Origin of the sequence: Streptomyces rugosispiralis (assembly GCF_024505145.1) — a bacterium.
GTDB classification, from domain to species: domain Bacteria; phylum Actinomycetota; class Actinomycetes; order Streptomycetales; family Streptomycetaceae; genus Streptomyces; species Streptomyces rugosispiralis.
This window is the reverse complement of record NZ_JANIAA010000070.1, coordinates 1-26,648: the sequence shown is the minus strand read 5'-3', so window position 1 is coordinate 26,648 and position 26,648 is coordinate 1. Positions and strand designations below refer to the sequence as shown.

Annotated in this window: 29 protein-coding genes and 1 pseudogene; 17 read left to right on the top strand and 13 right to left on the bottom strand. The window is 70.0% G+C overall.

What is annotated here, in order from left to right:
* Positions 1-10: 10 nt before the first annotated feature.
* Positions 11-949 (bottom strand): glutaminase, encoded by a 939-nt coding sequence (locus tag NP777_RS45230; protein ID WP_256656029.1) that lies wholly within the window; start codon positions 947-949, stop codon positions 11-13.
* 171 nt (positions 950-1,120) lie between these two features.
* Here NP777_RS45230 and NP777_RS45225 point away from each other — a divergent pair, with 171 nt between their 5' ends.
* Complete coding sequence (locus NP777_RS45225; protein WP_256656028.1) at positions 1,121-1,711, top strand: N-acetylmuramoyl-L-alanine amidase; 591 nt, start codon at positions 1,121-1,123, stop codon at positions 1,709-1,711.
* Positions 1,712-1,899: 188 nt separating this feature from the next.
* Here NP777_RS45225 and NP777_RS45220 read toward each other — a convergent pair whose 3' ends face one another.
* A complete protein-coding gene (locus tag NP777_RS45220; RefSeq protein ID WP_256656027.1) occupies positions 1,900-3,510 on the bottom strand; it encodes a Na+/H+ antiporter in 1,611 nt (536 codons plus the stop codon).
* A 77-nt stretch (positions 3,511-3,587) separates the two neighbouring features.
* Between NP777_RS45220 and NP777_RS45215 the strand changes: the two genes are divergently transcribed.
* The 4 genes from NP777_RS45215 (at position 3,588) to NP777_RS45200 (ending at position 6,095) form a co-directional block, all read left to right on the top strand.
* On the top strand, positions 3,588-3,851 hold the full coding sequence (locus NP777_RS45215) for a UBP-type zinc finger domain-containing protein (protein ID WP_256656026.1): 264 nt from the start codon (positions 3,588-3,590) through the stop codon (positions 3,849-3,851).
* A gap of 114 nt (positions 3,852-3,965) precedes the next feature.
* The gene (locus NP777_RS45210; RefSeq protein ID WP_256656025.1) at positions 3,966-4,511 is read left to right on the top strand and encodes a GNAT family N-acetyltransferase; all 546 of its coding nucleotides are present in this window, start codon (positions 3,966-3,968) and stop codon (positions 4,509-4,511) included.
* A gap of 247 nt (positions 4,512-4,758) precedes the next feature.
* Positions 4,759-5,172, top strand: a complete 414-nt coding sequence (locus NP777_RS45205; protein ID WP_014054819.1) for an ATP-binding protein — start codon at positions 4,759-4,761, stop codon at positions 5,170-5,172.
* A gap of 17 nt (positions 5,173-5,189) precedes the next feature.
* Positions 5,190-6,095, top strand: coding sequence for an RNA polymerase sigma factor SigF (locus NP777_RS45200; RefSeq protein WP_086886059.1), 906 nt, complete (start codon positions 5,190-5,192; stop codon positions 6,093-6,095).
* Positions 6,096-6,398: 303 nt separating this feature from the next.
* Here NP777_RS45200 and NP777_RS45195 read toward each other — a convergent pair whose 3' ends face one another.
* Positions 6,399-6,962 carry a hypothetical protein gene (locus NP777_RS45195; protein ID WP_256656024.1) on the bottom strand — a complete coding sequence of 188 codons (564 nt, stop codon included), beginning with the start codon at positions 6,960-6,962 and terminating at the stop codon, positions 6,399-6,401.
* Positions 6,963-7,042: 80 nt separating this feature from the next.
* On the opposite strand from NP777_RS45195, the gene NP777_RS45190 reads away from it, so the two are divergent.
* Positions 7,043-8,011 (top strand): diacylglycerol/lipid kinase family protein, encoded by a 969-nt coding sequence (locus tag NP777_RS45190; RefSeq protein ID WP_037962912.1) that lies wholly within the window; start codon positions 7,043-7,045, stop codon positions 8,009-8,011.
* Between the two features lie 319 nt (positions 8,012-8,330).
* Positions 8,331-8,588 (top strand): WhiB family transcriptional regulator, encoded by a 258-nt coding sequence (locus tag NP777_RS45185; RefSeq protein ID WP_014054815.1) that lies wholly within the window; start codon positions 8,331-8,333, stop codon positions 8,586-8,588.
* 139 nt (positions 8,589-8,727) lie between these two features.
* Here the strand turns inward: NP777_RS45185 and NP777_RS45180 are convergent, their stop codons facing one another.
* The 6 genes from NP777_RS45180 to NP777_RS45155 all read right to left on the bottom strand — a co-directional run bounded on the left by NP777_RS45180 (position 8,728) and on the right by NP777_RS45155 (position 16,336).
* Complete coding sequence (locus NP777_RS45180; RefSeq protein ID WP_256656023.1) at positions 8,728-10,197, bottom strand: sensor histidine kinase; 1,470 nt, start codon at positions 10,195-10,197, stop codon at positions 8,728-8,730.
* A gap of 339 nt (positions 10,198-10,536) precedes the next feature.
* Positions 10,537-11,607 (bottom strand): SIS domain-containing protein, encoded by a 1,071-nt coding sequence (locus NP777_RS45175; RefSeq protein ID WP_256656022.1) that lies wholly within the window; start codon positions 11,605-11,607, stop codon positions 10,537-10,539.
* Between the two features lie 54 nt (positions 11,608-11,661).
* Complete coding sequence (locus tag NP777_RS45170) at positions 11,662-13,221, bottom strand: glycoside hydrolase family 3 protein (protein WP_256656021.1); 1,560 nt, start codon at positions 13,219-13,221, stop codon at positions 11,662-11,664.
* Positions 13,222-13,230: 9 nt separating this feature from the next.
* On the bottom strand, positions 13,231-14,061 hold the full coding sequence (locus tag NP777_RS45165; protein WP_256656020.1) for a carbohydrate ABC transporter permease: 831 nt from the start codon (positions 14,059-14,061) through the stop codon (positions 13,231-13,233).
* Entirely contained in the window at positions 14,058-15,059 is a 1,002-nt protein-coding gene (locus NP777_RS45160; RefSeq protein WP_256656019.1) for a carbohydrate ABC transporter permease, read from the bottom strand. Before NP777_RS45160 ends, NP777_RS45165 begins: the two co-directional genes overlap by 4 nt.
* 5 nt (positions 15,060-15,064) lie before the next feature.
* Positions 15,065-16,336 (bottom strand): extracellular solute-binding protein, encoded by a 1,272-nt coding sequence (locus NP777_RS45155; protein WP_256656018.1) that lies wholly within the window; start codon positions 16,334-16,336, stop codon positions 15,065-15,067.
* A 261-nt stretch (positions 16,337-16,597) separates the two neighbouring features.
* Here NP777_RS45155 and NP777_RS45150 point away from each other — a divergent pair, with 261 nt between their 5' ends.
* The 3 genes from NP777_RS45150 to mctP all read left to right on the top strand — a co-directional run bounded on the left by NP777_RS45150 (position 16,598) and on the right by mctP (position 19,482).
* A complete protein-coding gene (locus NP777_RS45150) occupies positions 16,598-17,392 on the top strand; it encodes a GntR family transcriptional regulator (RefSeq protein ID WP_020868527.1) in 795 nt (264 codons plus the stop codon).
* Positions 17,393-17,611: 219 nt separating this feature from the next.
* A complete protein-coding gene (locus NP777_RS45145; RefSeq protein ID WP_256656017.1) occupies positions 17,612-17,872 on the top strand; it encodes a DUF3311 domain-containing protein in 261 nt (86 codons plus the stop codon).
* Positions 17,869-19,482, top strand: coding sequence for a monocarboxylate uptake permease MctP (gene mctP, locus NP777_RS45140; RefSeq protein ID WP_256656016.1), 1,614 nt, complete (start codon positions 17,869-17,871; stop codon positions 19,480-19,482). Before NP777_RS45145 ends, mctP begins: the two co-directional genes overlap by 4 nt.
* Before the next feature lie 116 nt (positions 19,483-19,598).
* On the opposite strand, the gene NP777_RS45135 is transcribed toward mctP, so the two are convergent.
* Positions 19,599-20,219, bottom strand: a complete 621-nt coding sequence (locus tag NP777_RS45135; RefSeq protein WP_256656015.1) for a hypothetical protein — start codon at positions 20,217-20,219, stop codon at positions 19,599-19,601.
* Between the two features lie 229 nt (positions 20,220-20,448).
* Between NP777_RS45135 and NP777_RS45130 the strand changes: the two genes are divergently transcribed.
* Complete coding sequence (locus NP777_RS45130) at positions 20,449-21,129, top strand: hypothetical protein (RefSeq protein ID WP_256656014.1); 681 nt, start codon at positions 20,449-20,451, stop codon at positions 21,127-21,129.
* Here the strand turns inward: NP777_RS45130 and NP777_RS45125 are convergent.
* A complete protein-coding gene (locus NP777_RS45125; protein ID WP_256656013.1) occupies positions 21,126-21,620 on the bottom strand; it encodes an ATP-binding protein in 495 nt (164 codons plus the stop codon). The two genes, NP777_RS45130 and NP777_RS45125, sit on opposite strands and share 4 nt — an antisense overlap.
* A gap of 152 nt (positions 21,621-21,772) precedes the next feature.
* Between NP777_RS45125 and NP777_RS45120 the strand changes: the two genes are divergently transcribed.
* Both NP777_RS45120 and NP777_RS45115 read left to right on the top strand, forming a co-directional pair.
* Complete coding sequence (locus NP777_RS45120) at positions 21,773-22,633, top strand: helix-turn-helix domain-containing protein (RefSeq protein WP_256656012.1); 861 nt, start codon at positions 21,773-21,775, stop codon at positions 22,631-22,633.
* Between the two features lies 1 nt (position 22,634).
* Complete coding sequence (locus tag NP777_RS45115; protein WP_256656011.1) at positions 22,635-22,835, top strand: DUF397 domain-containing protein; 201 nt, start codon at positions 22,635-22,637, stop codon at positions 22,833-22,835.
* A 140-nt stretch (positions 22,836-22,975) separates the two neighbouring features.
* Here the strand turns inward: NP777_RS45115 and NP777_RS45110 are convergent, their stop codons facing one another.
* Positions 22,976-23,908 (bottom strand): IPT/TIG domain-containing protein, encoded by a 933-nt coding sequence (locus NP777_RS45110; RefSeq protein ID WP_256656010.1) that lies wholly within the window; start codon positions 23,906-23,908, stop codon positions 22,976-22,978.
* A 497-nt stretch (positions 23,909-24,405) separates the two neighbouring features.
* Between NP777_RS45110 and NP777_RS45105 the strand changes: the two genes are divergently transcribed.
* The 3 genes from NP777_RS45105 to NP777_RS45095 all read left to right on the top strand — a co-directional run bounded on the left by NP777_RS45105 (position 24,406) and on the right by NP777_RS45095 (position 25,489).
* Positions 24,406-24,693, top strand: a complete 288-nt coding sequence (locus tag NP777_RS45105; RefSeq protein WP_210950677.1) for a hypothetical protein — start codon at positions 24,406-24,408, stop codon at positions 24,691-24,693.
* Positions 24,694-24,777: 84 nt separating this feature from the next.
* The gene (locus NP777_RS45100) at positions 24,778-24,948 is read left to right on the top strand and encodes a DUF7196 family protein (RefSeq protein ID WP_256656009.1); all 171 of its coding nucleotides are present in this window, start codon (positions 24,778-24,780) and stop codon (positions 24,946-24,948) included.
* A 34-nt stretch (positions 24,949-24,982) separates the two neighbouring features.
* Positions 24,983-25,489 carry a GNAT family N-acetyltransferase gene (locus NP777_RS45095; RefSeq protein WP_256656008.1) on the top strand — a complete coding sequence of 169 codons (507 nt, stop codon included), beginning with the start codon at positions 24,983-24,985 and terminating at the stop codon, positions 25,487-25,489.
* A 43-nt stretch (positions 25,490-25,532) separates the two neighbouring features.
* Here NP777_RS45095 and NP777_RS45090 read toward each other — a convergent pair whose 3' ends face one another.
* Complete coding sequence (locus NP777_RS45090; RefSeq protein ID WP_256656007.1) at positions 25,533-26,153, bottom strand: TetR/AcrR family transcriptional regulator; 621 nt, start codon at positions 26,151-26,153, stop codon at positions 25,533-25,535.
* A gap of 159 nt (positions 26,154-26,312) precedes the next feature.
* Between NP777_RS45090 and NP777_RS45085 the strand changes: the two are divergent.
* Positions 26,313-26,648: pseudogene (locus NP777_RS45085) on the top strand (ABC transporter permease); the annotation flags it as partial.

The following is a 26,648-nucleotide window of genomic DNA, read 5'->3' as shown; positions in this document are numbered from 1 at the left end:
CCGACGCGCCCTAGAAGACGGACCAGCCGGTCAGCGTGGTGAAGTGGTCCAGAGCCGCCACCCCGGCCACCGAGTTGCCACGGGCATCCAGTCCCGGACTCCAGACGCACAGCGTGCAGCGCCCAGGCACCACCGCGACGATGCCGCCCCCGACCCCGCTCTTACCGGGCAGCCCGACCCGGTAGGCGAAGTCGCCCGCCGCGTCATACGTACCGCAGGTGAGCATGACCGCGTTGACCCGCTTGGCCTCGCTGCGCGACAGCAGCCGCGAACCGTCCGCGCGCAGCCCGTGCCGGGCGAGGAAGCCGCCGGCCAGGGCGAGATCGCGGCAGGGGGCACCTCCCAGCGGTAGCTGGGGGATCATCTCGATCGAGCACTGCCAGAAGTAGTGCTCCAGGACGGTCGGCACGGGGTTGTCGAGGTTGCCGTAAGCGGCCATGAAGTGCGCGAGGGCGGCATTACGGTCGCCATGGGCGGTCTCGGAGGCGGCGACGTCCTGGTCGAAGGCGAGGTCCGGATTGCCGCTCTCGGCGCGCAGGAAGTCCAGCATGGTGGTGCTGGCGTCGCCGGTAAGGGTGTGCAGCCGGTCGGTCACGACGAGCGCCCCGGCGTTGATGAACGGATTGCGCGGGATGCCGTGCTCGTACTCCAGCTGCACCAGGGAGTTGAAGGGGTTGCCCGAGGGCTCCCGGCCGACCCGCCGCCACAGCTTCTCGCCGTCGTCGGCGAGGACCAGCGCGAGGCTGAACGCCTTGGAGATGGACTGCATCGAGAAGGGCCGCTCCCAGTCGCCCACCCCGGTGCCCCGGCCGTCGACGTCGGCGAGGGCGATCCCGAAGCGGTCCGCGTCCACCGAGGCGAGCGCCGGGATGTACTGGGCCACCCGACCCCGGCCGATCTGCGGCTCCACATGGGCCGCGACCTCCTCCAGCACTGCCTGGTAGTCCATGGTGCGGTGCGTCTCCTGTTGCGAGGTCGTACGGATGAACCGGTCCGCACGATAACGCGCCCCCCACCATTGATCACCCCATGTGTTTATGAGTGTGCGACGGGTAAGCAACCGGGTGAACGAGGCGGGCCGCGACCAGGGTCCGCCACAGAACCAGAACGGAGGCGGGGCATGGCCTCACCCATGTCCGCGGGGGACTTCCTGGCGGCGCTGACGAACGAGGGCTTACAGGTGACGCAGGTCGGCGACTGGCAGCACCACAACCGGAACCACAAGGGGCCATGGGGCCCGGTGCACGGGGTGATGATCCACCACACCGTCACCTCCGGCACCGAGGAGACCGTGGCGATCTGCCGGGACGGCTTCGAGGGGCTGCCCGGCCCGCTGTGCCACGGCGTGATCGCCAAGGACGGCGGCGTCCATCTGGTCGGCTACGGTCGCGCCAACCACGCCGGGCTGGGCGACGACGACGTCCTGCGGGCGGTGATCACCGAGAGGGCCCTCCCGCCGGACAACCAGGCGAACACCGACGGGAACCGCGCCTTCTACGGCTTCGAATGCGAGAACCTGGGCGACGGCGAGGACCCGTGGCCCGAGGCCCAGCTGGACGCTATCGCGCGGGCCGCGGCGGCCGTGTGCCGCCATCACGGCTGGACCGAGCGCTCGGTGATCGGCCACCTCGAATGGCAGCCGGGCAAGGTGGATCCGCGCGGCTTCACCATGGCCTGGATGCGCGACCGGATCCGCGAGCGGCTCAAGTAGGACGCTCACCTACGGGGTGTCCGGCGCGTGGCTGGGGCGGGGAGGGAAAGCAGCCCGCCGCGGGCGCCACGCCCCGCCGGACACCCCCTGGCGCCGATCCGACCCGGATCCGGATCGGATCCAGATCGGATCCAGATCGGATCCAGATCGGATCCGGACACAACGGGCGGCCGCGGAGGGGCCGGGGCTCAGGCCCCATCCTCCGTGGCCCCCTCCCGGTAGAGCGCCGCCTCCTCCAGGTCCAGCCGCCGCAGCAGCGACCGCAGCATCTCCTCGTCGATCCGCCGGGCGTCCCGCAGGTCCACGAACACCGCCCGCTCGGCCTCGATCATCTCCCGGGCCAGCCGCCGATACGTGTCGTCCGCCGATTCGCCGGTCACCTCGTTGACCGCGCCCAGCCGCTCCCACACGGCGTTGCGGCGCTGTTCCAGCACCGTGCGCAGCCGGTCGGCGAGCGGCGACGGCAGGGCGTTGCGCTCATCGGCGAGCAGTTCCGTCAGCCGGCGCTCGGCGGCCAGCGACGCGGTGTTCTGCGCCTGGGCCTCGGCGAGGGTCTCGGCGTGGGGGTCGCGGCCGGGCAGCCCGAGCAGCCGGATCAGGGACGGCAGGGTGAGCCCATGGATCACCAGGGTGCCGATGACGGTGGTGAAGGTCAGGAAGAGGATCAGATTGCGGGCCGGGAAGGGGGCGCCGCCGTGCACGGTCTCGGGGATCGAGAAGGCGATGGCCAGCGAGACCACGCCGCGCATCCCGGCCCAGCCGACGATGACCGGCGCGGTCCAGTTGGTGCCGGGCTCGCGCTCGCGGATCCCGGGGAAGAGCACGCGCGGCACGAACGTCGCCGGGAAGACCCAGACATAGCGGGCGGCCACCACGGCCAGGAAGACCAAGGCCGCGTACCAGGCCGCCTCGCCCGCGGTGTACTCCCCCAGGCCGCCCACCACGACCCGCAGTTGCAGCCCGATCAGCGCGAACACCGCCGACTCCAGTACGAAGTCGATCATGCGCCAGACCGCCGCCTCCTGGAGCCGGGTGGCGAAGTCGACCTGCCAGGAGTGGTGTCCGAGATAGAGCCCGACCACCACGACGGCCAGCACACCCGACGCCCCGAACTGCTCGGCGACGGCGTAGGCGACGAAGGGGATGAGCAGCGAGAGGGTGTTCTGCAGCAGGGCGTCCCGCAGCCGGGTGCGCAGCCAGTGCAGCGGCACCATCAGGATCAGACCGACCACGACACCGCCGATGGCCGCGAAGGCGAATTCCCGCAGCCCCTCGGTCCAGCTGACGCCCTCCCCCACGGCCGCGGCCACCGCCACCCGGTAGGCGGTGATCGCGGTCGCGTCGTTGAACAGGGACTCGCCCTGGAGGAGCGTGGTGAGCCGGGAGGGCAGCCCGATCCGGCGGGCGATGGCGGTGGCGGCCACGGCGTCCGGCGGCGCGACCACCGCGCCCAGCACGAGGGCGGCGGTCAGCGGGAGCTGCGGGATCAGCAGATGGGCGACCACGCCGACCGCGACCGTCGCGAAGAGCACATACCCGACGGAGAGCAGCGCGATCGGCCGCAGATTGGCCCGCAGATCGAGGTACGAGCTGTCCAGCGCGGCGCTGTGCAGCAGCGGCGGCAGCACCAGGGGCAGCACGATGTGCGGGTCCAGGGTGTAGTCCGGCACCCCGGGCACGTACGAGACGGCGAGCCCGGCCGCGACCAGCAGCAGCGGCGCGGGCACCGGGGTCCGGCGCGCCGCGCCGGCGACCACCGCGCTGCCCGCGACCAGCATCAACAACGGCAATACATCCATCGTCCGGCCCTGTCTCCGTCGGCCGTCCCGACGGTCGTCCATGTGCTCCGCCCATGCGGCGTTTTAGTCTGGCAATCATGAACGAGTGCCCGCATGTTCCCGCACTGCCGCGTCCCGAACCGGAGCCGCGGTCCGACACCTGTCCCGAATGCCTGGCGGTCGGCAGCCACCCCGTCCAGCTGCGGATGTGCCTGGTGTGCGGCCATGTGGGTTGCTGCGACTCCTCGCCGTACCAGCACTCCACCCGCCATTTCGAGGGGACCGGCCATCCGGTGATGCGCAGCTTCGAGGAGGGCGAGGACTGGCGCTGGTGCTTCGTGGATCAGCTCATCGTGGGGTGAGCCGCCGGTGTGTGCCGGGTCCCGGCTCCGCGGACGCCCTGGTCTTGGCGTTTTCCGCGCAATGTCGGAGATCGACTGCCGCGTTTGTCGGTGCGGCCCGCTAGCCTTCACCACATGATCCGATCAGCGAAGCCGTCCGACGTTCCGGCGATCCATGCGATGATCCGCGAGCTGGCGGACTACGAGCGGGCTCCGCAGGAGGCGAAGGCCACCGAGGAGCAGCTGCGCGAGGCGCTCTTCGGGGCGCATCCCGCGGTGTTCGCGCTGATCGCCGAGGAGGCAGGTGGCGCCGGAGAGCCCGCCGCTCCGGTGGGGTTCGCCCTGTGGTTCCGTAACTTCTCCACCTGGACAGGCACCCATGGCGTGTATCTGGAGGACCTGTACGTCACCCCGCGGGCCCGCGGGGGCGGCCACGGCAAGGCGCTGCTCGCCGAGCTGGCGCGGATCTGCGTGGAGCGGGGATATGCCCGGTTCGAATGGTCGGTGCTCGACTGGAACGAGCCCGCGATCGGCTTCTACGCCGCGCTCGGCGCGGAGGCGATGGACGAATGGACGGTGCGCAGGCTCTCCGGGGAGCCGCTGCGAGCGCTGGCCGCTCAAGCCATGGGCACCGCCGTGACCAGCGATTTCCTGAGTGAGGCGACATCTCTTTCGAATTGAGACCGCAAACCCTCTAGCCACGCTGCGTACTCATGTGCTTACTATGAGTGATATCGCGGCCTTGTGGGCCGGGGTTCACCCGTGATGGGGGCCGTGCATCGTCCGGGCGACACCGAACCGCAGATCGCGATAGCGTCGCAGCCAAAGTACATACAGCGCCGACCCGTATCACCCTCCACCATAAGGGTTCGGGGCCGACGCTCCAATCAGCTCAGCTCAATCAGCTTGTGTCACCTTGGAGGTGAGGGTGTCCCAGATCGCAGGCGAGCCCGGGACCCAGGACTTCGTGGAAGTCCGGCTGCCCGCTGCGGGTGCCTATCTGTCGGTGCTGCGGACGGCCACCGCCGGCCTGGCAGCCCGCTTGGACTTCACCCTCGACGAAATCGAGGATCTGCGTATCGCCGTTGACGAGGCATGCGCGATCCTGCTGCAGCAAGCCGTGTCCGGCAGTGTGCTGAGCTGCGTCTTCCGCTTGATCGACGACGCACTCCAGGTGACCGTCTCGGCTCCCACCACCGACGGTCGCGCCCCCGAGCGCGACACCTTCGCCTGGACGGTGCTCTCCGCACTGGCGGGCAAGGTGGACTCGACGGTGGCCGAGGACCGAACGGTCAGCATCAGCCTGTACAAGGAGCGCGGCGCCGGCCCCGGACAGCCGTGACGGAACAAGGGGGCTCCGTGAGCACTGCATCATCGCGGGGAGTAGGTACCCCGGCCATCCCGCACCCGCCGGCCCGGCCGCATCCCGCGGACTCGGAGGCGGCAGGAGACCGACCAGAGCGGGCGGACCACATGGATCAGCACGAGCAGGTGCATCAGCAGCACGATCCGCAGGACCGGAGTGGCGCGCGGGCGATGTTCGCCGAGCTGCGACGGCTGCCGGAGGGCTCCGCCGAGCGGGCCGAGCTGCGCAACAACCTCGTGCGTATGCATCTGCCGCTGGTGGAGCATCTGGCCCGGCGCTTCCGCAACCGCGGTGAGCCGCTGGACGACCTCACCCAGGTCGCCACCATCGGACTGATCAAGTCCGTGGACCGGTTCGATCCGGACCGCGGTGTGGAGTTCTCCACCTATGCGACACCCACGGTCGTGGGTGAGATCAAGCGCCACTTCCGCGACAAGGGCTGGGCGGTGCGGGTGCCGCGCCGGCTCCAGGAGCTGCGGCTGTCGCTGACCACCGCCACCGCGGAGCTCTCCCAGCGCCATGGACGCGCGCCGACCGTCCATGAGCTGGCCCAGCATCTGTCCATCTCCGAGGAGGAGGTGCTGGAGGGGCTGGAGTCCGCCAATGCCTACAGCACCCTGTCCCTGGACGTCCCGGACACGGACGACGAGTCCCCGGCGGTCGCCGACACCCTCGGCGCGGAGGACGAGGCGCTCGAGGGCGTCGAGTACCGCGAGTCGCTCAAACCCCTGCTGGAGGATCTGCCGCCGCGCGAGAAGAAGATCCTGCTGCTGCGCTTCTTCGGCAATATGACGCAGTCGCAGATCGCGCAGGAGGTGGGCATCTCCCAGATGCATGTCTCCCGACTGCTGGCCCGCACGCTCGCGCAGTTGCGCGACAAGCTGCTGGTCGAGGAGTAGCGAGCGACGCGCTACGGGGTGGCCGGCGTTCCTTTTCCCGCCCCGCCCCTTCCCGCAGCATCCGTTTGCGGCTCCGCCGCGTGGCAGGGGCTTCGCCCCTCGCCCCCGGACGCCCTTCGGGCGTGTCCTCAATCGCCGGACGGGCTGAAATCAGCCCCTCCGGCGTTTGAGGAGCCGTCCAGCCCCTCCGGCGTTTGAGGAGCGGGGTCTGGGGCGGAGCCCCAGTTGTGGGAAGGGGCGGGGAGGGGAGCAGCCCGCCGCAGGCGCCAAGGCACGCCGGGCACGCCGCAAGGGTGAAACCGGCTACGCGTCGCGGGGACCGATGCCGAGTGCCTCGGTCGCCGTCGGATTGATGAGCAGCGCCAGGACGGCGAGAGCCGCGACGGCGGTGGCCACTCCGGCGGCGATCAGCCCGCCGCCGTTCTGCACCAGCGTCCAGGCCACCGGCAGCGCCATCAGCTGAGTGATCATCGCGGGCCCGCGGCTCCAGCGGCGCCGCAGCCACAGCCCACGGGCCGCCAGCAGCGGCAGCAGGGCCAGCGCCAGCACGGTGACGCCGAGCATCTCCGCCTGCTCGGGGCTCTCCGGATTCCCGGTCAGCCCCATGATCAGTACATAGACGCCGAAGCCCAGCAGCACCACGCCCTCCGCGGCGGCCAGCACCGCGGCGGCGGTCAGCCGGGCGGGGCGGGGCCCGGTGGGCGCGGCGGCACCGGCGTCGGCGGCACCGGCACGGGCACCGGCGGCGTCCGCCGCCTTGGCGGCCCCACCCTCGGCGTCCGGCCGACCCGTGGCCTTCCGCGCCGTGGCCCTCTGCGCCTGCTTCGCGGTAGCGGACTTCGCCGTAGCGGACTTCTTACTGCTCACCCTCGCAGCCTAGCCGTCCTCGAGGCGCCCGGACCCTACCCCCCTGGGGCCGGTCGTCCCGGATGGGTAGGCTGGCGCGCATGCGCGCACTCCTCGTGGTCAACCCGGCAGCAACCACCACCAGTGCCCGCACCCGGGATGTTCTGTTCCACGCGCTCGCCAGCGATCTGAAGTTGGACGTGGCGACCACGGAGTACCGGGGGCACGCCCGCGACCTGGCCCGGCGGGCGGTCGACGGCGGCACTCATGAACTGGTCGTGGCGTTCGGCGGCGACGGCACCGTCAACGAGGTCGTCAACGGACTGCTCCACCATGGCCCCGCCCCGCAGGAGCTGCCCCGGCTCGCGGTCGTGCCCGGTGGCTCCACCAACGTCTTCGCCCGCGCGCTCGGGCTGCCCAATGACGCCGTCGAGGCGACCGGCGCTCTGCTGGACGCCCTGAGAGACGGCACCGAGCGCACCGTGGGCCTCGGACTCGCGGGCGGCACCCCGGGCACCCGGGACGAGTCGGTCCCGGCCCGCTGGTTCACCTTCTGCGCCGGGCTCGGCTTCGACGCCAGCGTCATCGGCCGGGTCGAGCAGCAGCGCGAGCGCGGCAAGCGGTCCACCCACGCGCTCTACATACGGCAGATGGTGCGGCAGTTCATGGGGGAGCCGCACCGGCGGCAGGGCACCATCACCATCGGGCGGCCGGGCGAGGACCCGATCGAGGAGCTCGCGCTGTCGATAGTCTGCAACACCTCCCCGTGGACCTTTCTGGGCAACCGCCCGGTCTACGCGGCGCCCCAGGCGTCCTTCGACACCGCCCTCGACGTGCTGGGACTCGCCAAACTGTCGGCGCCGGCGATGACCCGCTACGCGACCCAGCTGCTGATGTCGACGCCCGAACGCGGGCCCCGCGGGAAGCATGTGGTAGCGCTTCACGACCTGACGGACTTCACCTTGCAATCCCAGGCGCCACTGCCGTTCCAGATGGACGGTGACCATCTGGGACTGCGTACGAGCGTGACGTTCACAGGCGTACGCCGTGCACTGCGTGTGATTGTGTGAGTGAGACCGCAAAAAGTCCTTCCAGTCGAACGTTTACCCTGGACTCCACCCACCGGAAGTACGGCTGTGATCGAGCCGACACCAAGGAATCAAAAAAAACTTTCCGGAAGGGGTTGTATCCGTCGCCGAGGTTTGCGAGTCTCTTCTTGGCGATCGGGACGGCCTTCTGAAAGGCCCCCTTGAGAGCCCGAACCCCCTCCTCATTCCACAGGACCGCACCAGCCCCAACTGGTTCGGCGGCCCTGCCCTTGCGGGGGGATTCGTGAAAGCGTTCACATTCACAAGCAACGAGCCCGCAATACGAGGAGATGGAGCAGCCATGGACTGGCGTCACAACGCCGTTTGCCGCGAGGAAGACCCCGAGCTGTTCTTCCCCATCGGCAACACCGGTCCTGCGCTGCTGCAGATCGAGGAAGCCAAGGCCGTCTGCCGCCGCTGCCCCGTCATGGAGCAGTGCCTGCAGTGGGCGCTTGAGTCCGGTCAGGACTCCGGCGTCTGGGGTGGAATGAGCGAAGACGAGCGCCGCGCGATGAAGCGCCGCGCCGCTCGCAACCGGGCACGCAACGCCAGCGCCTGAAGCCCGCACCCCATGGCCCCCGAGCCGCAGCGCGTAGAACCCCCGATGCGCACAGCAAATTGAGCTTTGAGCCCCGGACCGGATGGGTCCGGGGCTCAGTGCTTTCCGATAACAGATCGCTCTCGGACTCGCAACGCGCTCAGTGCTTCTCCTCACCCACCGGGAAGTCCAGCATCACCCGGGTGCCGCGCTCCGGAGCGGGCACCATGTCGAACGTTCCGCCCAGTTCCCCCTCCACCAGGGTGCGGACGATCTGAAGCCCCAGGTTTCCGGCCCGCTGGGGGTCGAACCCCTCGGGCAGCCCGCGCCCGTCGTCCTGGACGACCACCGCCAGCCGGCTCTCCTCACCGCTGCCCCCGCGCACCGCCGAGACCTCGACCGTGCCCTGCTCCCCCGGTCCGAAGCCGTGCTCCAGCGCGTTCTGCAGCACCTCGGTGAGGACCATGGACAGCGGGGTGGCCACCTCGGCGTCCAGGATGCCGAACCGCCCGGTGCGGCGGCCGGTCACCTTTCCGGGCGATATCTCGGCCACCATCGCCAGCACCCGGTCGGCTATGTCGTCGAACTCGACCCGCTCGTCCAGGTTCTGCGAGAGGGTCTCATGGACGATCGCGATCGAGCCGACCCTGCGCACCGCCTCGTTGAGCGCCTCCCGCCCCTGCGCCGAGTCCATGCGGCGGGCCTGGAGCCGCAACAGGGCCGCCACCGTCTGGAGGTTGTTCTTCACCCGGTGGTGGATCTCCCGGATGGTGGCGTCCTTGGTGATCAACTCGCGCTCGCGGCGGCGCAGTTCGGTGACGTCCCGCAGCAGCACCAGCGAGCCGATGTGCAGCCCCTTGGGCTTGAGTGGAATGGCCCGCAGCTGGATGACCCCGTCGCCGCCCTCGACCTCGAACTCCCGGGGCGCCCAGCCGCTGGCCAGTTTGACCAGCGCCTCGTCCACCGGGCCGCGCACCGGGGCGAGTTCGGCGGTGGTCTTGCCCAGGTGGTGGCCGACGAGATCGGCGGCGAGACCCAGCCGGTGGTAGGCGGAGAGCGCGTTGGGGCTCGCGTACTGGACCACCCCGTCCGCGTCGAGCCGGATCAGCCCGTCGCCCGCGCGCGGTGAGGCGTCCATGTCGACCTGCTGATTGGGGAACGGAAACGATCCCGCGGCGATCATCTGGGCGAGGTCGGACGCGCTCTGGAGGTAGGTCAGCTCCAGCCGGCTGGGGGTTCGTACGGTCAGCAGATTGGTGTTCCGCGCGATCACGCCGAGGACCCGGCTCTCCCGCCGGACCGGGATGGACTCCACCCGGACCGGCACCTCCTCACGCCACTCGGGGTCGCCCTCCCGGACGATCCGGCCCTCGTCCAGGGCGGCGTCCAGCATGGGGCGGCGGCCGCGGGGGACGAGATGGCCGACCATGTCGTCCTGGTAGGAGGTGGGCCCGGTGTTCGGCCGCATCTGGGCCACGGAGACATACCGGGTGCCGTCGCTGGTGGGGACCCACAGCACAAGATCGGCGAACGAGAGGTCGGAGAGCAGCTGCCACTCCGAGACCAGCAGGTGGAGCCACTCGAGATCGGAATCGTCGAGTGCGGTGTGCTGGCGTACGAGGTCGTTCATGGAGGGCACATTGTGAGCCTACCCTCACCGGTGGATTAGCCTATTCGCGCATAAGCATGGACAGACAGCAGTGGTCTAGTCCAGAATGTCGAGCACTGCGATCTTCCGCTCTCCCCGCACAGGAGGGCGGATCGAGGAACCCGGAGCGCTCTGCCCTGACCGCCCGGGAGTCCTCATCAGGTCGGCCGCTCGGCCGACGCAACTCCGGGCTGCGGTGCCGGGCGGGTTGAGGGTCCCGCCCTGGCGCCGCGGCCCGCGGGTGTCACACCCCCCGCGGCCGCGGGTGTCACACATGGCTCCCGCGCCTCTTCGAAGGCGGCGGGAGCCTTTTCGTGTGCCTCAGCGGGTCTCCGTCACCTTCGCCAGCGCCCGCGGCGCGTCCGGGTCCTGCCCGCGCGCGATCGTCACCTCGTACGCCAGCATCTGCAGCGGCAGGATCTCCAGGATCGGCTGGACCTCCTCGGCGACCCCGTCCGTCGGCAGCGCGAACCCCGCCGAGGCCCGCTCCACCTCCGGCGCGCTGCCGATGACCACCAGGTCCGCGCCCCGGCCGCGCAGCCGCTCCAGGACCGGCTGCAGCGCCTGGCCGCCCTTGCCCTCGGTGACGATGGCGATCACCGGCGAGATGTTGTCGACCATGGCCAGCGGGCCGTGCAGCAGATCGGCGCCGGAGTAGGAGAGCGCCGGGATGTAGCTGGTCTCCATCAGCTTCAGGGCGGCTTCCTTGGCGGTCGGGTAGCCGTAGCCCCGGGAGGTGAGGACCATCCGCTCGGCGAAGCGGTAGCGCGCCGCGAGCTGCCGCACCTCGTCCTGGCGGTCCAGGATCTGCTGGGCGAGGTCGGGCAGCACCTTGGCGGCCGCGCCGTCGCCGCCGCGCAGCCCCTCCACGAAGAGGTAGAGGGCGAGCAGTTCGGCGGTGTAGGTCTTGGTCGCGGGCAGCGCCTTCTCCGGCCCGGCCAGGACGTCGATGTGGAATTCGGAGACGGCCGCGAGCGGCGAGTCGGCGTTGTTGGTCACCGCGAGGGTGATCGCGCCCGCCGCGCGGGCGGCCTCGGTGGAGGCCACCAGGTCCGGGGAGCCGCCGGACTGGCTGACGGTGATCACCAGGACGTCGGTGAGGTTCGGCTGGGCGCCGTACGCGGTGGTGGTGGACATGGAGGTCAGCCCGCACGGCTTGCCGAGCAACACCTCGAGCAGGTACTTCGCGTACAGCGCCGCGTTGTCCGAGGTGCCCCGGGCGGTGAGCAGGACGAAGCGCGGCTTGCGGGCGGCGATCCGCTCCGCGACCTCGCGGATCCTCGGGGCGCCCTGGTCGAGGATGCGGCGCAGCACGGCGGGCTGCTCGGCCATCTCGCCGGACATGATCCGGCCCGGCTGGTCGCTGCGCTGGGCCGTCGTCGTGGCGGACATGCTGGGTGCCTCCAGGTGGCTTAAGTGCCGGGCTGGGCCGAGGGGGCTGAGGGGTCAGTCCCCGGGGTGGTCACCGGCGCCGTTGCCGACGATCACTTCCGCGGCCGCCCGTCCACACACCCGGGCGGCGCCATGGGTCGCGATGTGCAGCGCCCCGGCGGGCGGCGCCTGGGGCACCCCCATCTCCACGACGACCGTCTCCGGCCGGGCGGTGAGCAGGGCGTCCAGCGCGTCGGCCATCCAGGGGTGGCGGTGGACATCGCGGACCACAGCGACGATCCTACGGTCCCCCGCGGTGTCGAGCATATTTTCGATCAGGCCATGAACGCCCAAGGTGTCGGCGTCCTGCCGCCCGTAGGTGGCGGCCCCGGTGCCGGGACGCAGCCGGGCCAGTTCGGCGCCGACGCCCCAGGGGGTCTCCTCGCCGACGGCGATGTTGGCCACCGGGGTGAAGGCGGCCACGTAGGCGGGTCCGGTCACGGGGTCGTACGAGGACCCGGCCGGGGTGACCCGGAGCGCCCGGCGCGCGGCATCGAGCCCCACCCCCGCGGCGGGCTCGATGCCGTGCGCCGCGCGCGGTCCTCCGGAGCGCCGCGTCCACTCCCCCAGGGCGCGCACCCGGGCCGCCGCCTCGGCCAGCCGCTCCTCCGCCAGCCGCCCCTCGATGACGGCGGTGACCAGCGCGTCGCGCAGCCGCAGCACGGTGCCCTCGTCGGCGAGTCCGCCGCCCACGCAGATGGCGTCGGCGCCCGCGGCGATGGCCAGGACGCTGCCGCGCTCGATGCCGTACGCGTCGGCGATGGCCCGCATCTCCATGCCGTCGGTGACGATCAGCCCGTCGAAGCCGAGCCCGCCGTCGGCCACCGGCCGGCGCAGCAGGCCGTGCAGCGCGGCGGGGCTGAGGGTGGCGGGCAGGTCGGGGTCGAGCGCGGGCAGCAGGATGTGCGCGCTCATCACGGCCTTGGTCCCGGCGGCGACGGCGGCGCGGAAGGGCACCAGTTCACGGGCGGTCAGGGTGTCCAGACCGGCGTCGATGCGCGGCAGGGCGTGGTGGGAGTCGACGGCGGTGTCGCCGTGGCCGGGGAAGTGCTTGGTGCAGGCGGCCACCCCGGCGCCCTGGAGGCCCTCGATGTACGCGGCGGTGTGCCGGGCGACGAGCCCCGGTTCGGCGCCGAAGGAGCGCACGCCGATGACGGGGTTGTCGGGGTTGGAGTTGACGTCGGCGGAGGGCGCCCAGTTGAGGTTGACGCCGCATTCGGCGAGGCGGCGGCCCAGCTCGCGGGCGACGGCGCGGGTCAGCTCCGGGTCGTCGACGGCGCCGAGCGCCAGGTTGCCGGGGAAGGAGGAGCCGGCGCGCACTTCCAGCCGGGTGACGTCGCCGCCCTCCTCGTCGATCGCCACCAGGACGTCGTCGCGCTCGGCGCGCAGCTGGGCGGTGAGGGCGCCCAGCTGCTCGGGGGTGGCGATGTTCCGGCCGAACAGGCCGACGGAGGCGAGCCCCTCACCGAGCCGCCGCAGCACCCAGTCGGGGGCGGAGGTCCCGGTGAAGCCGGGCTGGAGAACCGTGAGAGCGTCGCGGGTGAGGGTGGCCGAGTCGTGTGCGAGGGTCGTCATAAACCGGGATCATCCCTTCACAGCGCCGGAAGTGAGCCCACCGACCGCCTTGCGTTGCAGAAACAGGAACAGGAGGAGGATCGGGATGGCGAACAGCGACGCCGCCGCCATGGTGGCACCCCAGTCGTCGCCGAAGGCGGTCTGGAAGCTGGACAGCCACAGCGGAAGCGTCTGGGCGCCCGGGTCCTTGTTCAGGATGAGCACGAGCGGGAATTCGTTCCAGGCCGTGATGAAGCCGAAGAGCGAGGTGGCCATCAGGCCGGGGGCGAGCAGCGGGAAGATCACCCGGATGAACGCCTGCGGACGGGTGCAGCCGTCGACCATCGCCGACTCCTCCAGCTCCTTGGGGATCGCGGCCACGTAGGCGCGGAGCGTGAGGATGGTGAAGGGCAGCACCATGACCATGTAGAAGAGGGTCAGCGGAAGCAGGCTGTTCAGCATGTCGCCGTCGCGCACCAGCATGTAGATGGCGATGACCAGGACCTCCCAGGGCGCCATCTGCGCGATCATGAAGGTCACCAGGAAGCCGCGGCGCCCCTTGAACCGCATCCGGGCCAGGGCGAACGACGCGAGCAGCGCGATCAGCAGGGAGAGGCCGACCGCCGAGAGGGTGACGATGAACGAGTTGCCCACCAGCGTCCAGAAGTTCTCGGCGTCCATGGCCTTCTGGAAGTGTTCGAGGGTGCCTCCGGTCGGGAACCACACCGGGTCCTCGGAGATGATGTCCGAGGTCGGCTTGAGGGCCGTGGTGAACATCCAGTAGACGGGGAACACGAAGCCGAGAAAGAGCACGACGGCGGCCGCGTTGGGCCACAGCCGGGCGAGTGGCGAGCGCTTCACAGCTCGTCCTCCTCTTGCCTGAGCACGATCCGGAGGTAGTAGGAGGTCAGCGCCAGCAGGACCGCGATGGTCAGCAGCGAGATCGCGGCGCCCATGCCGTAGTGCTGGTTGCCGACGCCCTCGATGAAGGCGTAGACGGGGAGGGTCTCGGTGAGCCGGTCGGGGCCGCCCTCGTTGATCGCGAAGACCTGGGTGAACGCCTTGAAGACCCAGATGACTTCGAGGAACGTCGTGGCCAGCAGGAACGGCTTGAGGAAGGGGAAGGTCACCGAGGTGAAGCTCTTCCAGCCGCCGGCGCCGTCGAGCGCGGCCGCCTCGTAGAGCTCGCCGGGGATGGTGGTGGTCGCGGCGTAGAGGTTGATCGCCACGAAGGGGATCGACCCCCAGACGATCAGCACGGTGATGACGAAGAACGTGGAGAACTGGCCGCCGGTCCAGTTGTAGTGCGCCATGGAGTGCCAGCCGAGCGCGTCCAGCACCCAGTTGACCACTCCGAAGCGGGTGGCGAAGAGCCACTGGAAGACGGTGGTGGCGGCGATGGTCGGCATGGCCCAGGCCAGCACCAGACCGACCGAGAGCAGCAGCCGCATCTTGCTGCCGAGCCGGGCCAGCAGCAGTCCGATCAGGGTGCCGAACAGCATGATCAGCACCACGTTGACCGCGGTGAAGATCACCGACCGCAGGGTGACCCGCCAGAAGTCCTCGCTGGTCAGCGCCTCGCGGTAGTTGTCGACCCCGTTCCACTCGGTGAGGTGCTGGATCAGCTGCCGCATATTGAGGTTCTGGAACGACAGCAGGCCGTCCTTGACCAGCGGCCAGCCCAGCAGCAGCGCGGTGGCCGCCAGCGCGGGCAGCAGCAGGAGGTACGGGGCGGCGCCGGTCAGCCGTGCGCGCCCGGCGGCGCCCGGGGCCGGGCGGCGGGTGCCCGGCGGGGGCCCGCCCCGGCGGACCCCGGCCGCCACCGGGCCGGGGTCCTGGCGTTCGGTCGCTACCGCCATCGGGCTCAACGCTCCTGGCTGAGGCGCTTGTTCAGCTCGTCCTCGACCGACTTGGCGGCCTCGGCGGGCGACTTACCGGTGAGCACGGCGGTCATATAGGTCTTGACGGGGTTCGGGGCGTTCTCCACCGCGGCCCATTCGGGGATCAGCGGGGTGGTGCCGCCGGTCGCGGCGGCCGGGGCGGCCGCCTGCCCGGCGGGGTTGCCCTTGAGCTGCGCCTGGAGCGACTCCTTGTTGGGGATGACACCGCCTTCCTTGGCGAGCTGTCCCTCGTAGGTGTCATTGAGCGCGATCTTCAGGAACTCCTTGGCCAGTTCCTGCTTTTCGCTGCCCGCGGCGACCGCGAGGTTGGAGCCGCCGAGGAAGACGCCCTCCGGCTTGCCCGCGGTCTCGCCCGGGATGGTGAAGTAGCCGATGTCCTTCTCGATCTTCGGGTTGGCCTTGATGGCGATCCCGGCTTCCCAGCCCATGCCGATGAAGGCGCCGGTCTTGCCCTTGGCGAAGACCTCGCCCTGCTGCGGGGTGGCCTCGTCCTTGTCCTTGGGGGCCTTGCTGAAGGACTGGTACTGCTTGTAGATGTCCATGGCCTTGCCGACCTTGGGGTCGGCGAGGTTGGAGACCCACTTGTCGCCGTCCTTCTTCACCAGGTCGGCGCCGGTGCCGATGGTCAGCCCGTCGAAGAAGTACCAGTTCTGGCCCGGGAGGTAGATGGGCTCGGCGTCGGTCTTCTTCTTGATGGCGTCGAGGTCCTGGAAGAACTCGGTACGGGTCTTGGGGGTGTCCTTGATCCCGGCCTCGGCCCAGATCTTCTTGTTGTAGAGGACGACCCGGTTGGCCGCGTACCACGGCGCCGCGTACTGCTTGCCGTCGTAGACCGCGGACTTGTTGATCGACTCCGACCAGTCGGCGCCGATCGACTTCTTCAGGTCACCGAGTTCGGCCAGGCCGCCGGTCTGCGCGTAGGACGGGGTCTGGGTGTTGCCGATCTCCAGCACATCCGGCGGGTTGGACTCCGAGAGCGCGGTGGTCACCTTCTGCTGAATGCCGTTCCACTGCTGGATCTCGAACTTCAGCTTGGCGCCCGTCTTCTTCTCGAAAGCGGCCTTGACATCCTTCGTCCAGCCGTCCGGCGAGGAGCCGTCCATCACCCAGACGGTGAGCGTCTGGCCCTTATAACCGTCCGCTCCGGCCTTGTCGTCATCGCCGTCGGACCCACAGGCCGCGACGGATACCAGCATTGCCGCGACACCCGTCGCCGCTATGAGCCCACGCTTCACAGCACTCTCCTCAGAAGGCCGGATCAGGGGTTTAATGGTCCAGACCAGTGCCCGCAGCTTGGCCTAGACCTTTTGGGGTGTCAAGGGTGTATAAGAGTCACTGGAGGCTCCGTTACCGGACCGACACTTCCCGACATCCGGACCGACGGACCGCCCGGAGCCGGGACCGTGCCACGATGTGAGGCGCTGGATTCTTCAGGAGACCGGTGACGGCGATGGATGCCGGTGACGGCAGTGGACCAGGAGTCGGAAGGGCGCGCGATGGACACCGAGGGGGCAACGGCGGCAGCGGCGGCCACCACGACGGCCGAGAGCGACGGCAACGGCTCCAATGGGGCACGCACCGCGCGCGTCCCGAAGTACTACCGCCTCAAGCGCCACTTGCTGGAGATGACCGAGACCCTGCCACCGGGCACCCCGGTCCCACCGGAGCGCACCCTGGCCGCGGAGTTCGACACCTCGCGCACCACCGTGCGCCAGGCGCTCCAGGAGCTGGTCGTCGAGGGCCGCCTGGAGCGGATCCAGGGCAAGGGCACGTTCGTGGCCAAGCCCAAGGTCTCCCAGGCGCTGCAACTCACCTCGTACACCGAGGACATGAAGGCCCAGGGCCTGGAGCCCACCTCCCAGCTGCTGGACATCGGCTATGTCACCGCCGACGACCGGCTCTCCGGGCTGCTGGACATCGCCGCCGGCGGACGGGTGCTGCGCATCGAGCGGCTGCGGCTGGCCAGCGGTGAGCCGATGGCGATCGAGACCACCCATCTGTCCGCCAAGCGCTTCCCCGCGCTGCGCCGCAGCCTGGTGAAGTACACCTCGCTCTACACGGCGCTGGCCGAGGTGTACGACGTCCGGCTGGCCGAGGCCGAGGAGACCATCGAGACCTCGCTGGCCACCCCGCGCGAGGCGGGGCTGCTGGGCACGGACGTGGGGCTGCCGATGCTGATGCTCTCGCGGCACTCGCGGGACGCGGCCGGGGAGCCGGTGGAGTGGGTGCGGTCGGTCTACCGCGGGGACCGCTACAAGTTCGTGGCGCGGCTCCAGCGGCCGAACGACTGAGCAGCGCTTCGGGCCGAGTCGCGCCACGGCCCGGTGGCGCGCCATCAGTCGGGCGTGATACGGCTGACCGGCTATCTTTCTCATACCGATATACGGACGGGTAGTGACTGCCGCCCGGCCCCGGGCTTAGATTTCCTGCGCATTACACAAATGATCAGCTGTGATCCAGGTGATCGACTGCGACGCAGGTGATGAGCCGAGGGGACTGGAGCCCGCCACATGTCAGACACGTCCGCTTCACCCGGCAGGAGACCGGTCGTGACGCCCACGCGCGTCGTGGCCGCTCTGTGCCTGATCGCCCCGTTTGTCGGGATGCTCTGGGTCGGTTCGTACGGCAAGGTCGAGCCGACCTTCATCGGGATCCCGTTCTTCTACTGGTACCAGATGCTCTGGGTGCCGATCTCGGCCGCGCTGACCTCGGTCGCCTACGTCCTGGTCCGCCGCGAGCAGCGGGAGCGCAAGGGGGGTGACTCCGCATGAACGACGGAGTGAACGGCGTCGCGCTCGCCGTCTTCATCTTCTTCTTCGTGGCCGTCACGGTCATGGGCTTCCTGGCCGCGCGCTGGCGCGCCGCCGAGAACGCCAACAACCTCGACGAGTGGGGTCTTGGCGGCCGCAGCTTCGGCACCTGGATCACCTGGTTCCTGCTCGGCGGCGACCTGTACACCGCGTACACCTTCGTCGCCGTCCCGGCCGCGATCTACGCGACCGGCGCGGCCGGGTTCTTCGCGGTCCCGTACACCATCCTGGTCTACCCGCTGATCTTCACCTTCCTGCCCCGGCTCTGGTCGGTGTCCCACAAGCACGGGTACGTCACCACCTCGGACTTCGTCCGCGGCCGCTTCGGCTCCAAGGGTCTTTCGCTGGCCGTCGCGATCACCGGCATCCTCGCCACCATGCCGTACATCGCCCTCCAACTGGTGGGCATCCAGGCGGTGCTGGACGTGATGGGCGTCGGCGGCGGGGAGAACACCAACTGGTTCATCAAAGACCTGCCGCTGCTGATCGCCTTCGGTGTGCTCGCGGCGTACACCTACTCCTCGGGGCTGCGCGCCCCCGCGCTGATCGCGTTCGTCAAGGACACCCTGATCTACATCGTCATCGCGGTGGCGATCATCTACATCCCGATCAAGCTGGGTGGCTTCGACGACATCTTCAGCGCGGCGAACGACAAGTTCACCAAGGCGGGTGCGGGTGGGCTCGCACCCGCGGCGGAGGGTCAATGGGCGTACGGCACGCTGGCCCTGGGCTCGGCGCTCGCGCTGTTCATGTATCCGCACTCGATCACGGCGACGCTCTCCAGCCGCAGCCGTGAGGTGATCCGCCGCAACACCACGATCCTGCCGCTGTACTCGCTGATGCTGGGGCTGCTGGCGCTGCTGGGCTTCATGGCCATCGCCGCCGGGGTGAAGGTCGAGAACGGCCAGCTCGCCATCCCCCAGCTCTTCGAGGACATGTTCCCCGACTGGTTCACGGGCGTCGCCTTCGCCGCGATCGGCATCGGCGCGCTCGTCCCGGCGGCCATCATGTCGATCGCCGCGGCCAACCTCTTCACCCGCAACATCTACAAGGACTTCCTGCGGCCGAACGCCACGGCCGAGGAGGAGACCAAGGTCTCCAAGCTGGTCTCGCTGCTGGTGAAGGTCGGTGCGCTGATCTTCGTGCTGGGCATGGACAAGACCGTCGCGATCAACTTCCAGCTGCTGGGCGGGATCTGGATCCTGCAGACCTTCCCGGCCCTGGTGGGCGGCCTGTTCACCCGCTGGTTCCACCGCTGGGCGCTGCTGGCGGGCTGGGCGGTCGGCATGGTCTACGGAACGTGGAAGGCGTACGACACCCCGAGCGGCACCCAGAAGCACTTCGGCAACACCGCCGATGTGCCCGGTATCGGCGAGATCGGCTACATCGGCCTCACCGCCTTCGTGCTCAACGTGGTGGTCACGGTGGTCCTGACGCTGATCCTGCGGGCGGTCAAGGCCCCCGACGGCGTGGACGAGACGTCCGCCGCCGACTACAAGGCGGACGCGGGCGACCCGGGCGTCCAGACCGACCTCCCGCCCGCCACGGCGGGCGCCCCGGGCGGCCACTGACGCCTTGGCGGCGGGCCGCGCGCTGATGTGACGGCTGAACGGGCCGTCGGCTCCCCTCTCGGGGGCCGGCGGCCCGTTCGTGTGGTCGCGGGGTACCGGGATGCCGGGTGCGGGGCTTACGGGTGGTACTTCTCCTCGACCGTCTCGGCACCGGCGGACTTGGTGCTCAAGGTGACGCGGACGGTCACGCTGCCGGTCTTCGCGGCCTTCTCCAGATCGTCCGCGGTGCACTTAGTGGTGCCGTAGCCGTCCTCGCCGAGGGCCACGTGGCCGGACTCCTCGCCGCAGATCGCGGCCGCGCCGAAGATCTGGGTAGCGTTGGAGACGTAGAACGCCTGGTCGGTGCTGCCGTCCTCGGGATGGACGATCAGCTTGCCGGGCGCGAGGTACTGCAGCTTGCCGACGTACGTGTGGTGGTTGCCCGCGTTGGCGACGCCGCCACCGGAGGAGGCGGACCCGCCACCGGTGCCGCCGCCGTTCTGGCCCTGCGGGCCGGAGCTGTCCGAGGAGGAACCGCCCGTGGCAGAGCCCTCCTTGGCAGTGCCGCCCGTGGACTGGGCCGTGGCCGAGGCGTCCTGCGAGGCGGGCGCGGCGGAGGAGCTCGAGGAACCGGCGGACTCGGAGTCGTCGGGACCGCAGGCCGTGGCCCCCAGGCCCAGCGCCGCGGCGGCGACGATGGCGGCGGCGATGCGACGGCCGGCACGGCCGCGGAAGCGCTTGGTGGTGGCGGTGTTCATGGTGGTGCTCCTGTTGTTTCTGTTCTCTCGTCTCGCTCCCGGACGACCATCAGCTTCGGATATTGGATTGGCGTTCTGCTAACGGACGGCTAATGCGCTGGTGGCAGAGGGACAAGCGGGACCGCGACCCCGCCCGGGTGAGTCCCGTCCGGGTGAGTACGGATACCTACGCCGTGATGGGTGACGGCACGGATCCGGACCGCCGGGGCCGGGACCTACCGTCCGGTGTATGACCGAAAGTGAGGCGCCCGCCAGAAAGGGCGGCAACGGGTGGCGCGTCGGCTGCACCAGCGTGCTGGCACTGGCCGTGGCCGGACTCGCGGGGCTCGCGTACGCGAGCGTCGACTCCACCTATCCCGACGTCGACCCCGAGAAGCGGGCGCGGCTGCTCGCCGGGTACTCCCGGGACGCCTACGCCGCGCTCGGCATCGACCGCACGATTGAAGGCGGTTACGTCGATGTCGACAACCACAACGGCTTCGACTCCAACTACTGCTACCCGGACGGCCTGTTCAGCTTCGCCGACCCGCCCGTGGAAGGCGCGTACCAGCTGATCCACGGGTGGTCGATCGGAAAGGTGGACCGGGCGGAGGCGCTGCCCGCGCTGCGCAGGGTGCGGGATCACCTCAAGGCGGAGGGGTGGCGCATCACGCGGTTCGGGAAGGACGAGCAGCTCGAGGAGTGGAGCGTCGAGGCCGAACGCGACGGCGGCTTCAGCACCGGGATCACCTGGGAGGCGGAGTTCCACCGGCTCGGCGGAGGCAGCGGTGGGCCCTGCGCGATGGATCCCGGCTGGCCGAAGAAGAAGCGGGAAGAGGAGAAGGAGCAGGGATACAGCGGTTCCTACGACGGGCCGACCCTGAACTTCTCCCCGGCGCTCACCCCTGCCGGGACGCCGGACGGGCGTTAGGCGGCGATCTCGAAGGCGTCGCACGGCTGTTGCGGTGCGATTTCGAACCAGAGCAGCTTGCCGCTCCGCCCGAACAACTCGTCGGCGAGGGCGTAACCGCCCCAGTTGTCGGCGCAGATCCGGACGATGAGGAGGCCACGGCCGTAGGTCGCCTCGGTGTTCGCGGCGGCCTCGGCGAGGGCGGACGAGCGGTCGAAGAGGGCCGGGGGCTTGTCGAACGGCGGCGGGATGTCCGGGTTGGTATCCCACACGCTGATCCGCAGACGCCCCTCCTCCACGGCGCGGATGCGCATTTCGGCTGGGCCGGTGGTGTGACGGTAGGCGTTGGTGACCATCTCGCTCGCCACGAGGGTCGCGGGGTCGGTGAGATCGCCCATCCCGTGCCGGGCGAGGACCGCACGGAGGGTAGTGCGGGCGATGCCTGCGGCGCGGGCGTCATGGGGCAGGCGGAGTGAGTAGGACCAGGGGATTTCCGTTGCTGCGGTGGGCATGAAGTCTCCGGTTTGTGCGAGGAGTTGGACTGTGTCCCAGCACAAACCGTAGCCCCGTCCGCATAAGATATTCGACGACACTGATAGAAGTGCTTGGAATGCCACCCATGTGAGTGACGCGCCTGTTGCGCATGAGCAGAGAGAATCGGCGAATGCCTCAGAGAAGTGTTCCGACAGCACGCCAACTCCGCCTCGGCACCGAGCTGCGCAGGCTCCGGGAGCGCGCCGGTTTGACGTCGACCGAGGCCGGGCGGCTGCTCGGCACCAATCAGACGGCCATCAGCAACATCGAGGCGAGCCGGTTCGGAGTCAGCGCGGAGCGGCTGCGAGCGCTGGCGCGGAACTACTCGTGTGGGGACGAAGCCCTGATCGCGGCGCTCATCGACATGGCGGTGGAACGCAAGCGGGGCTGGTGGGAGGAGTACCGGGAGACGCTCGCCGCCGGACTGCTCGATCTCGCCGAGCTCGAGCACCACGCCGTGGAGCTGCGCTCGGCCTACATCGCGCACATGCCTGGTCTGCTCCAGACCATCGACCACGCCCGCGAGATCTTCCGGCAGGCGGTCCCGCCGTTGACTCCGCCGGACGTCGAGCACCACGTTTCCCACCGCGTGAAGCGGCAGGCCATCCTCTACCGGGACAAGCCCACGCCCTATACGGCGATCGTCCATGAGGCCGCTCTACGGATGCGCTTCGGTGGACCGGACGTAGCACGCGGACAGCTCCAACACATCCTTGACATGAGCGAGCACGCCCACATCACGGTGCTGGTGATCCCCTTCGAGGCGGGGTCGTTCCCGGGTTCGGGCCCGTCGATCCTTTATGCCACCGGGCCCGTCCCACAGCTGGACACCGTGCAGCTCGATACGGAGCATGGCTCCGAACTACTCGACGCCCCTGCCCAGTTGGAGAGGTACCGCATCGTGCTGGAACGCATGGAGGCGGTGGCCCTCACCGAGCCGAAGTCGCGCGACCTCGTCCAGAGCATCATCCGAGCCCTGAAAGGGAAATGAGTTGGCCACCCGCGATTGGCAGAAGTCCTCGTACAGCTCCACCGGCAACGCCTGCCTCTACGTCTCCGCACCCGGCAACGCCACCATCCGGCTCCGCGAAAGCGACGAACCCGAAACCATCCTCACCACCACCCCCACCGCCCTGGACGCCCTCATACGCAGCGCCAAGGCAGGGCTGCTGGACCACCTCGGCACAGCGTAAGGGCGGGCGACGTCCCACTACCGTGTGCCCCAAGCGGCCCTCGCGGGGCCGGCGGACCGCCGGGCAGAAACGGAGCACGGGGCCCCGGTCGCCGAGGGCGTAACCATCTCGGCGGCCGGGGCCCGTTCCGGATGTGCGTGTCAGACGTAGGTGAAGCCGCCGGGGACGGTGACGGTGCCGAAGGCCGTCACCAGGGTGACGGTCGCGGTGCCGACCGCCCCGGGCGGGGTGATACCGGCCACCGTCGTGGGGGTGGCGGTCACACCGGTGGCGGGGACGCCGTTGAACAGCACGCCCAGCACACCGCCGAGGTTGGTGCCGGTGATGGTGAACGCGGTGCCGCCGGCGGCCGGTCCGGTGGCGGGCGTGATGGCGAGGGGCACCGGTGCGGGCGGCGCGACGAAGTAGGTGAAGCCGCCGGGCACGTTGCCGCTGCCGCCGGGGCCGGTGAGGGTCACGGTGACGTTGCCGCCCGCGGCCGGGCCTGCCGGGGTGACGCCGATCAGGCTGGTCCCGGCGGGGTTGATGGTCAGGATGGTCGAGGGGCTTCCGCCGAAGGTGACGCTGGTGACGCCGGTCAGATTGGTGCCCGTGATCACGTACACGGTGCCGCCGGTGGTCGGGCCCACGGTCGGGGTGATGGCGACGGCGGTGGGCGGGGCCGGTGCCACGTAGGTGTAGGGCAGGCCGTTGCTGGTCCCGGCGGCCGTGGTGACGGTGACCTGGACGGTCCCGGGCGCGTGCGGCGGGGCTATCACCACGATGCCGTCGTAGCCGGGGTTGCCGCCGCCTCCGGGCCAGCCGCCACCGCCCCAGCCTCCGCCACCGCCGCCCCAGCCACCACCGCCGCCACCGCCGGGGTTGTCCTGGTAGACGATGGTGGCGGGCGTGCCGCCGAAGGACACTCCGGTGACGCCGCGCAGGTTCTGCCCGAACAGCCGGACGTAGTTGCCACCGGCGGCGGGGCCCGAGTCGGGCACCACGGCGAGCAGCGTCGGCGGTCCCACCGGCGGCCAGTAGCCCGCGGCGGCGGCAGCGGTGGTGGCGGCGGTCGCGAGAGCGGTCGAGGTCATGGTCGGTCCTCCCTGGGAAGGTTCGGGTTCGGTGAGGTGCGCCGATGGCATGCCGACGGACGTGGGCAGACCGCCGGTGAACGCCTCGTCGCCACCGCGCGGTCGAGACAGGCCGCACCGGAGGAACGGATGAGCGACGGGCGGCCGGTCGGGGGCGCGGGAGCGGTGCGCGGATGAGGGCGGAGCCATGGGCGGACGCCCGGCTCCTGGAGTGGCCGACGAGGTATGGGGCGGCCTCGGTGGCCACGTTTCCAGTTATCCACGCCCCTCGGCGCCGCTCAAGGGCTCACAGCGGCCATCACTCGTTTGGCGCATCAAGGCGCGCAAAGCGCCGAGCTTGTATGACAAGCGCTCGGCTATTCGGGCGAATGCATGCCAAGGGGTATGGCTTGCCGCCGCCCGTCATGCCTCTAATGGGTGATATCGGCAGCGCCGACCCATCAGTGACAGCAGCCGTTGCCGACCCCCGTATGACCACCCGGGGAGGAATCGATCCGATGAGCCTCGCCGCGTTCCTTCTCGCCCTCGGCACCACCTGCCGGATCACCCGCTTCATCACCAAGGACACCCTGGCGGCGGGGTTCAGGATCTGGGTCGCCGACCGCTTCGGCGACGACTCCCGCCCCACCTACCTGGTGAACTGCGGCTGGTGCACCAGCACATGGGTGGCCGCCGCCATCGCCGTCTACGCCTCCTTGCTGCACACCACCGCGTGGTTCCACCTCCCGGCCACCGCCCTGACGCTCTCCTATCTGGCCGGTGTCGCCTCGCGATGGCTGGACTGACCTCCACGCACACAACGACCCCAACGAACCCGACGACCCCAACGAACCCGACCCCGACGTCCCCGAGGGAAAGGAACGGCAACCATGGCCTGCAACTGCGGCGGAGGAGCGGCTCAATGGCCGCCTCAACCCGTTGTCGTCTATGAGCTGGCGCTGCCGGACGGCACGGTCCGGCGCTACGTCACCCACCAGGAGGCCGACGCCGCCAACAAGCGCGCGGGCTCCACCGGAGTGATCACCGCCGTCACCCAGTGACACCGGGAACCCCGGCCTGCGGCAGACTACGGGCATGGACATCACCATCAGGCGCGCACGGGACGCGGAGCTGGACGGAATCGGGGAGCTCACCGCGCAGGTGTATCTGGGGGACGGCCTCCTGGACTTCGGGGACAGTGATCCTTATCTCGCCACCCTGCGCGACGCCCGCCGCCGGGCCGCCGAAGCCGAACTGCTGGTCGCGGCGGACGCGGCGAGCGACGAGGTCCTGGGCGCCGTGGCGTTCGCCGTGCACGGCGGGGCGTACGCGGAGCTGGCCCGCCCCGGCGAGGGCGAGTTCCGGATGCTGGCCGTCCGCCCCGAGTCGCGCCGCCGTGGCGCCGCCGAGGCGCTGGTGCGGGCCTGCCTGGACCGGGCCCGCGCGCTGGGCCTGCGGCGGATCGTGATCAGCAGCCAGCACTCGATGACCGCCGCCCACCGCCTGTACGAGCGGCTGGGCTTCACCCGTGCCCCGGAACGCGACTGGGCGCCCCTGCCCGGGACGGACCTCACTCTCTGGGCCTTCACCGTGGAGCTGTGACGCCCGGCGCCGCCGGAGTGTTTCACGGGGAAATGGCCGCCGCTCAGCGGGAAATGCGGGCGGCGGCCAAAGCAGCGGTGGTCGCCGCGGCCAGGCCGTCCAGATACCCCTCGGGGAGGGGCGATCGCATGGTGCTCAGGCGCCAGTAAAGAGGGCCGCTGGCCAGGTCGAGAGCGAGGTCGACATCCGTATCGGCGGCCAGCTCTCCCCGGTCGACCGCATTGCGGATGACCACTTCGGCGACCCCGCGCTGAGAATCCCGCACCGCCGCTTGCAATGCCTGAGCCATATCCGGGTTACGCGCGGATTCCGCGAAAAGGTCCGGGACGATTTGCGCGGCCATCGGATGCCAGAGAACCCGGGCCGTCGCTTCCAGCAGAACCTTTATGTCGCCTTGCAGAGAACCGGTGTCCGGTGTCGGCAGGCCCTGCTTCGCCAGGGCGGAGACGACCTCGAGAACGATGGGAAGTTTCGAACGCCAACGCCGGTAGATGGCCGCCTTCCCCACCCCGGCCCGGCGCGCCACTCGTTCAATCGACATACGCCCGTAGCCGACGGTCGCCAGCTCCTCGAAGACCGCCGCGCGGATGGCGTCCGTGACGTTCTCCTGGAGTACCGCGGCGCCCGCGGGGATACGCCGAGGCTTCGTTGGCTCCTTCTCCATGCCCTGAGCCTACTCGACGGCGGAACGGTTGCGTTCCGGCGTCTCCTGGTCTAGGTTACGCAACGTCGGAACGCATCCGTTCCGACGTAAGTGCTGAGGCCGGCCGCGGTCCTCAGCCGCAGTCCTCACGCGAGACCAGCTCGCCCGAAAGGTGTCCACGTGAGCCAGCTCCTCGTTCCGGACAGCGAACGGATCCACCCGCCGGAGAATCCCGCCGCCCTGGCCGCCGCCCATGGCCTCACGGTCAGCGGCGCCCGGGTGGGCCTCGGCGAGTACATCCGTCAGCTGTGGGGCCGACGCCATTTCATCCTGGCCTTCTCGTCGGCCAAGCTCACCGCCCAGTACAGCCAGGCCAAGCTGGGTCAGGTGTGGCAGGTGGCGACCCCGCTGCTCAACGCGGCGGTGTACTTCTTCATCTTCGGCATGCTGCTGAAGAGCAATCGGGGCCTGCCGAACGACACATACATTCCGTTCCTGGTGACGGGTGTGTTCGTT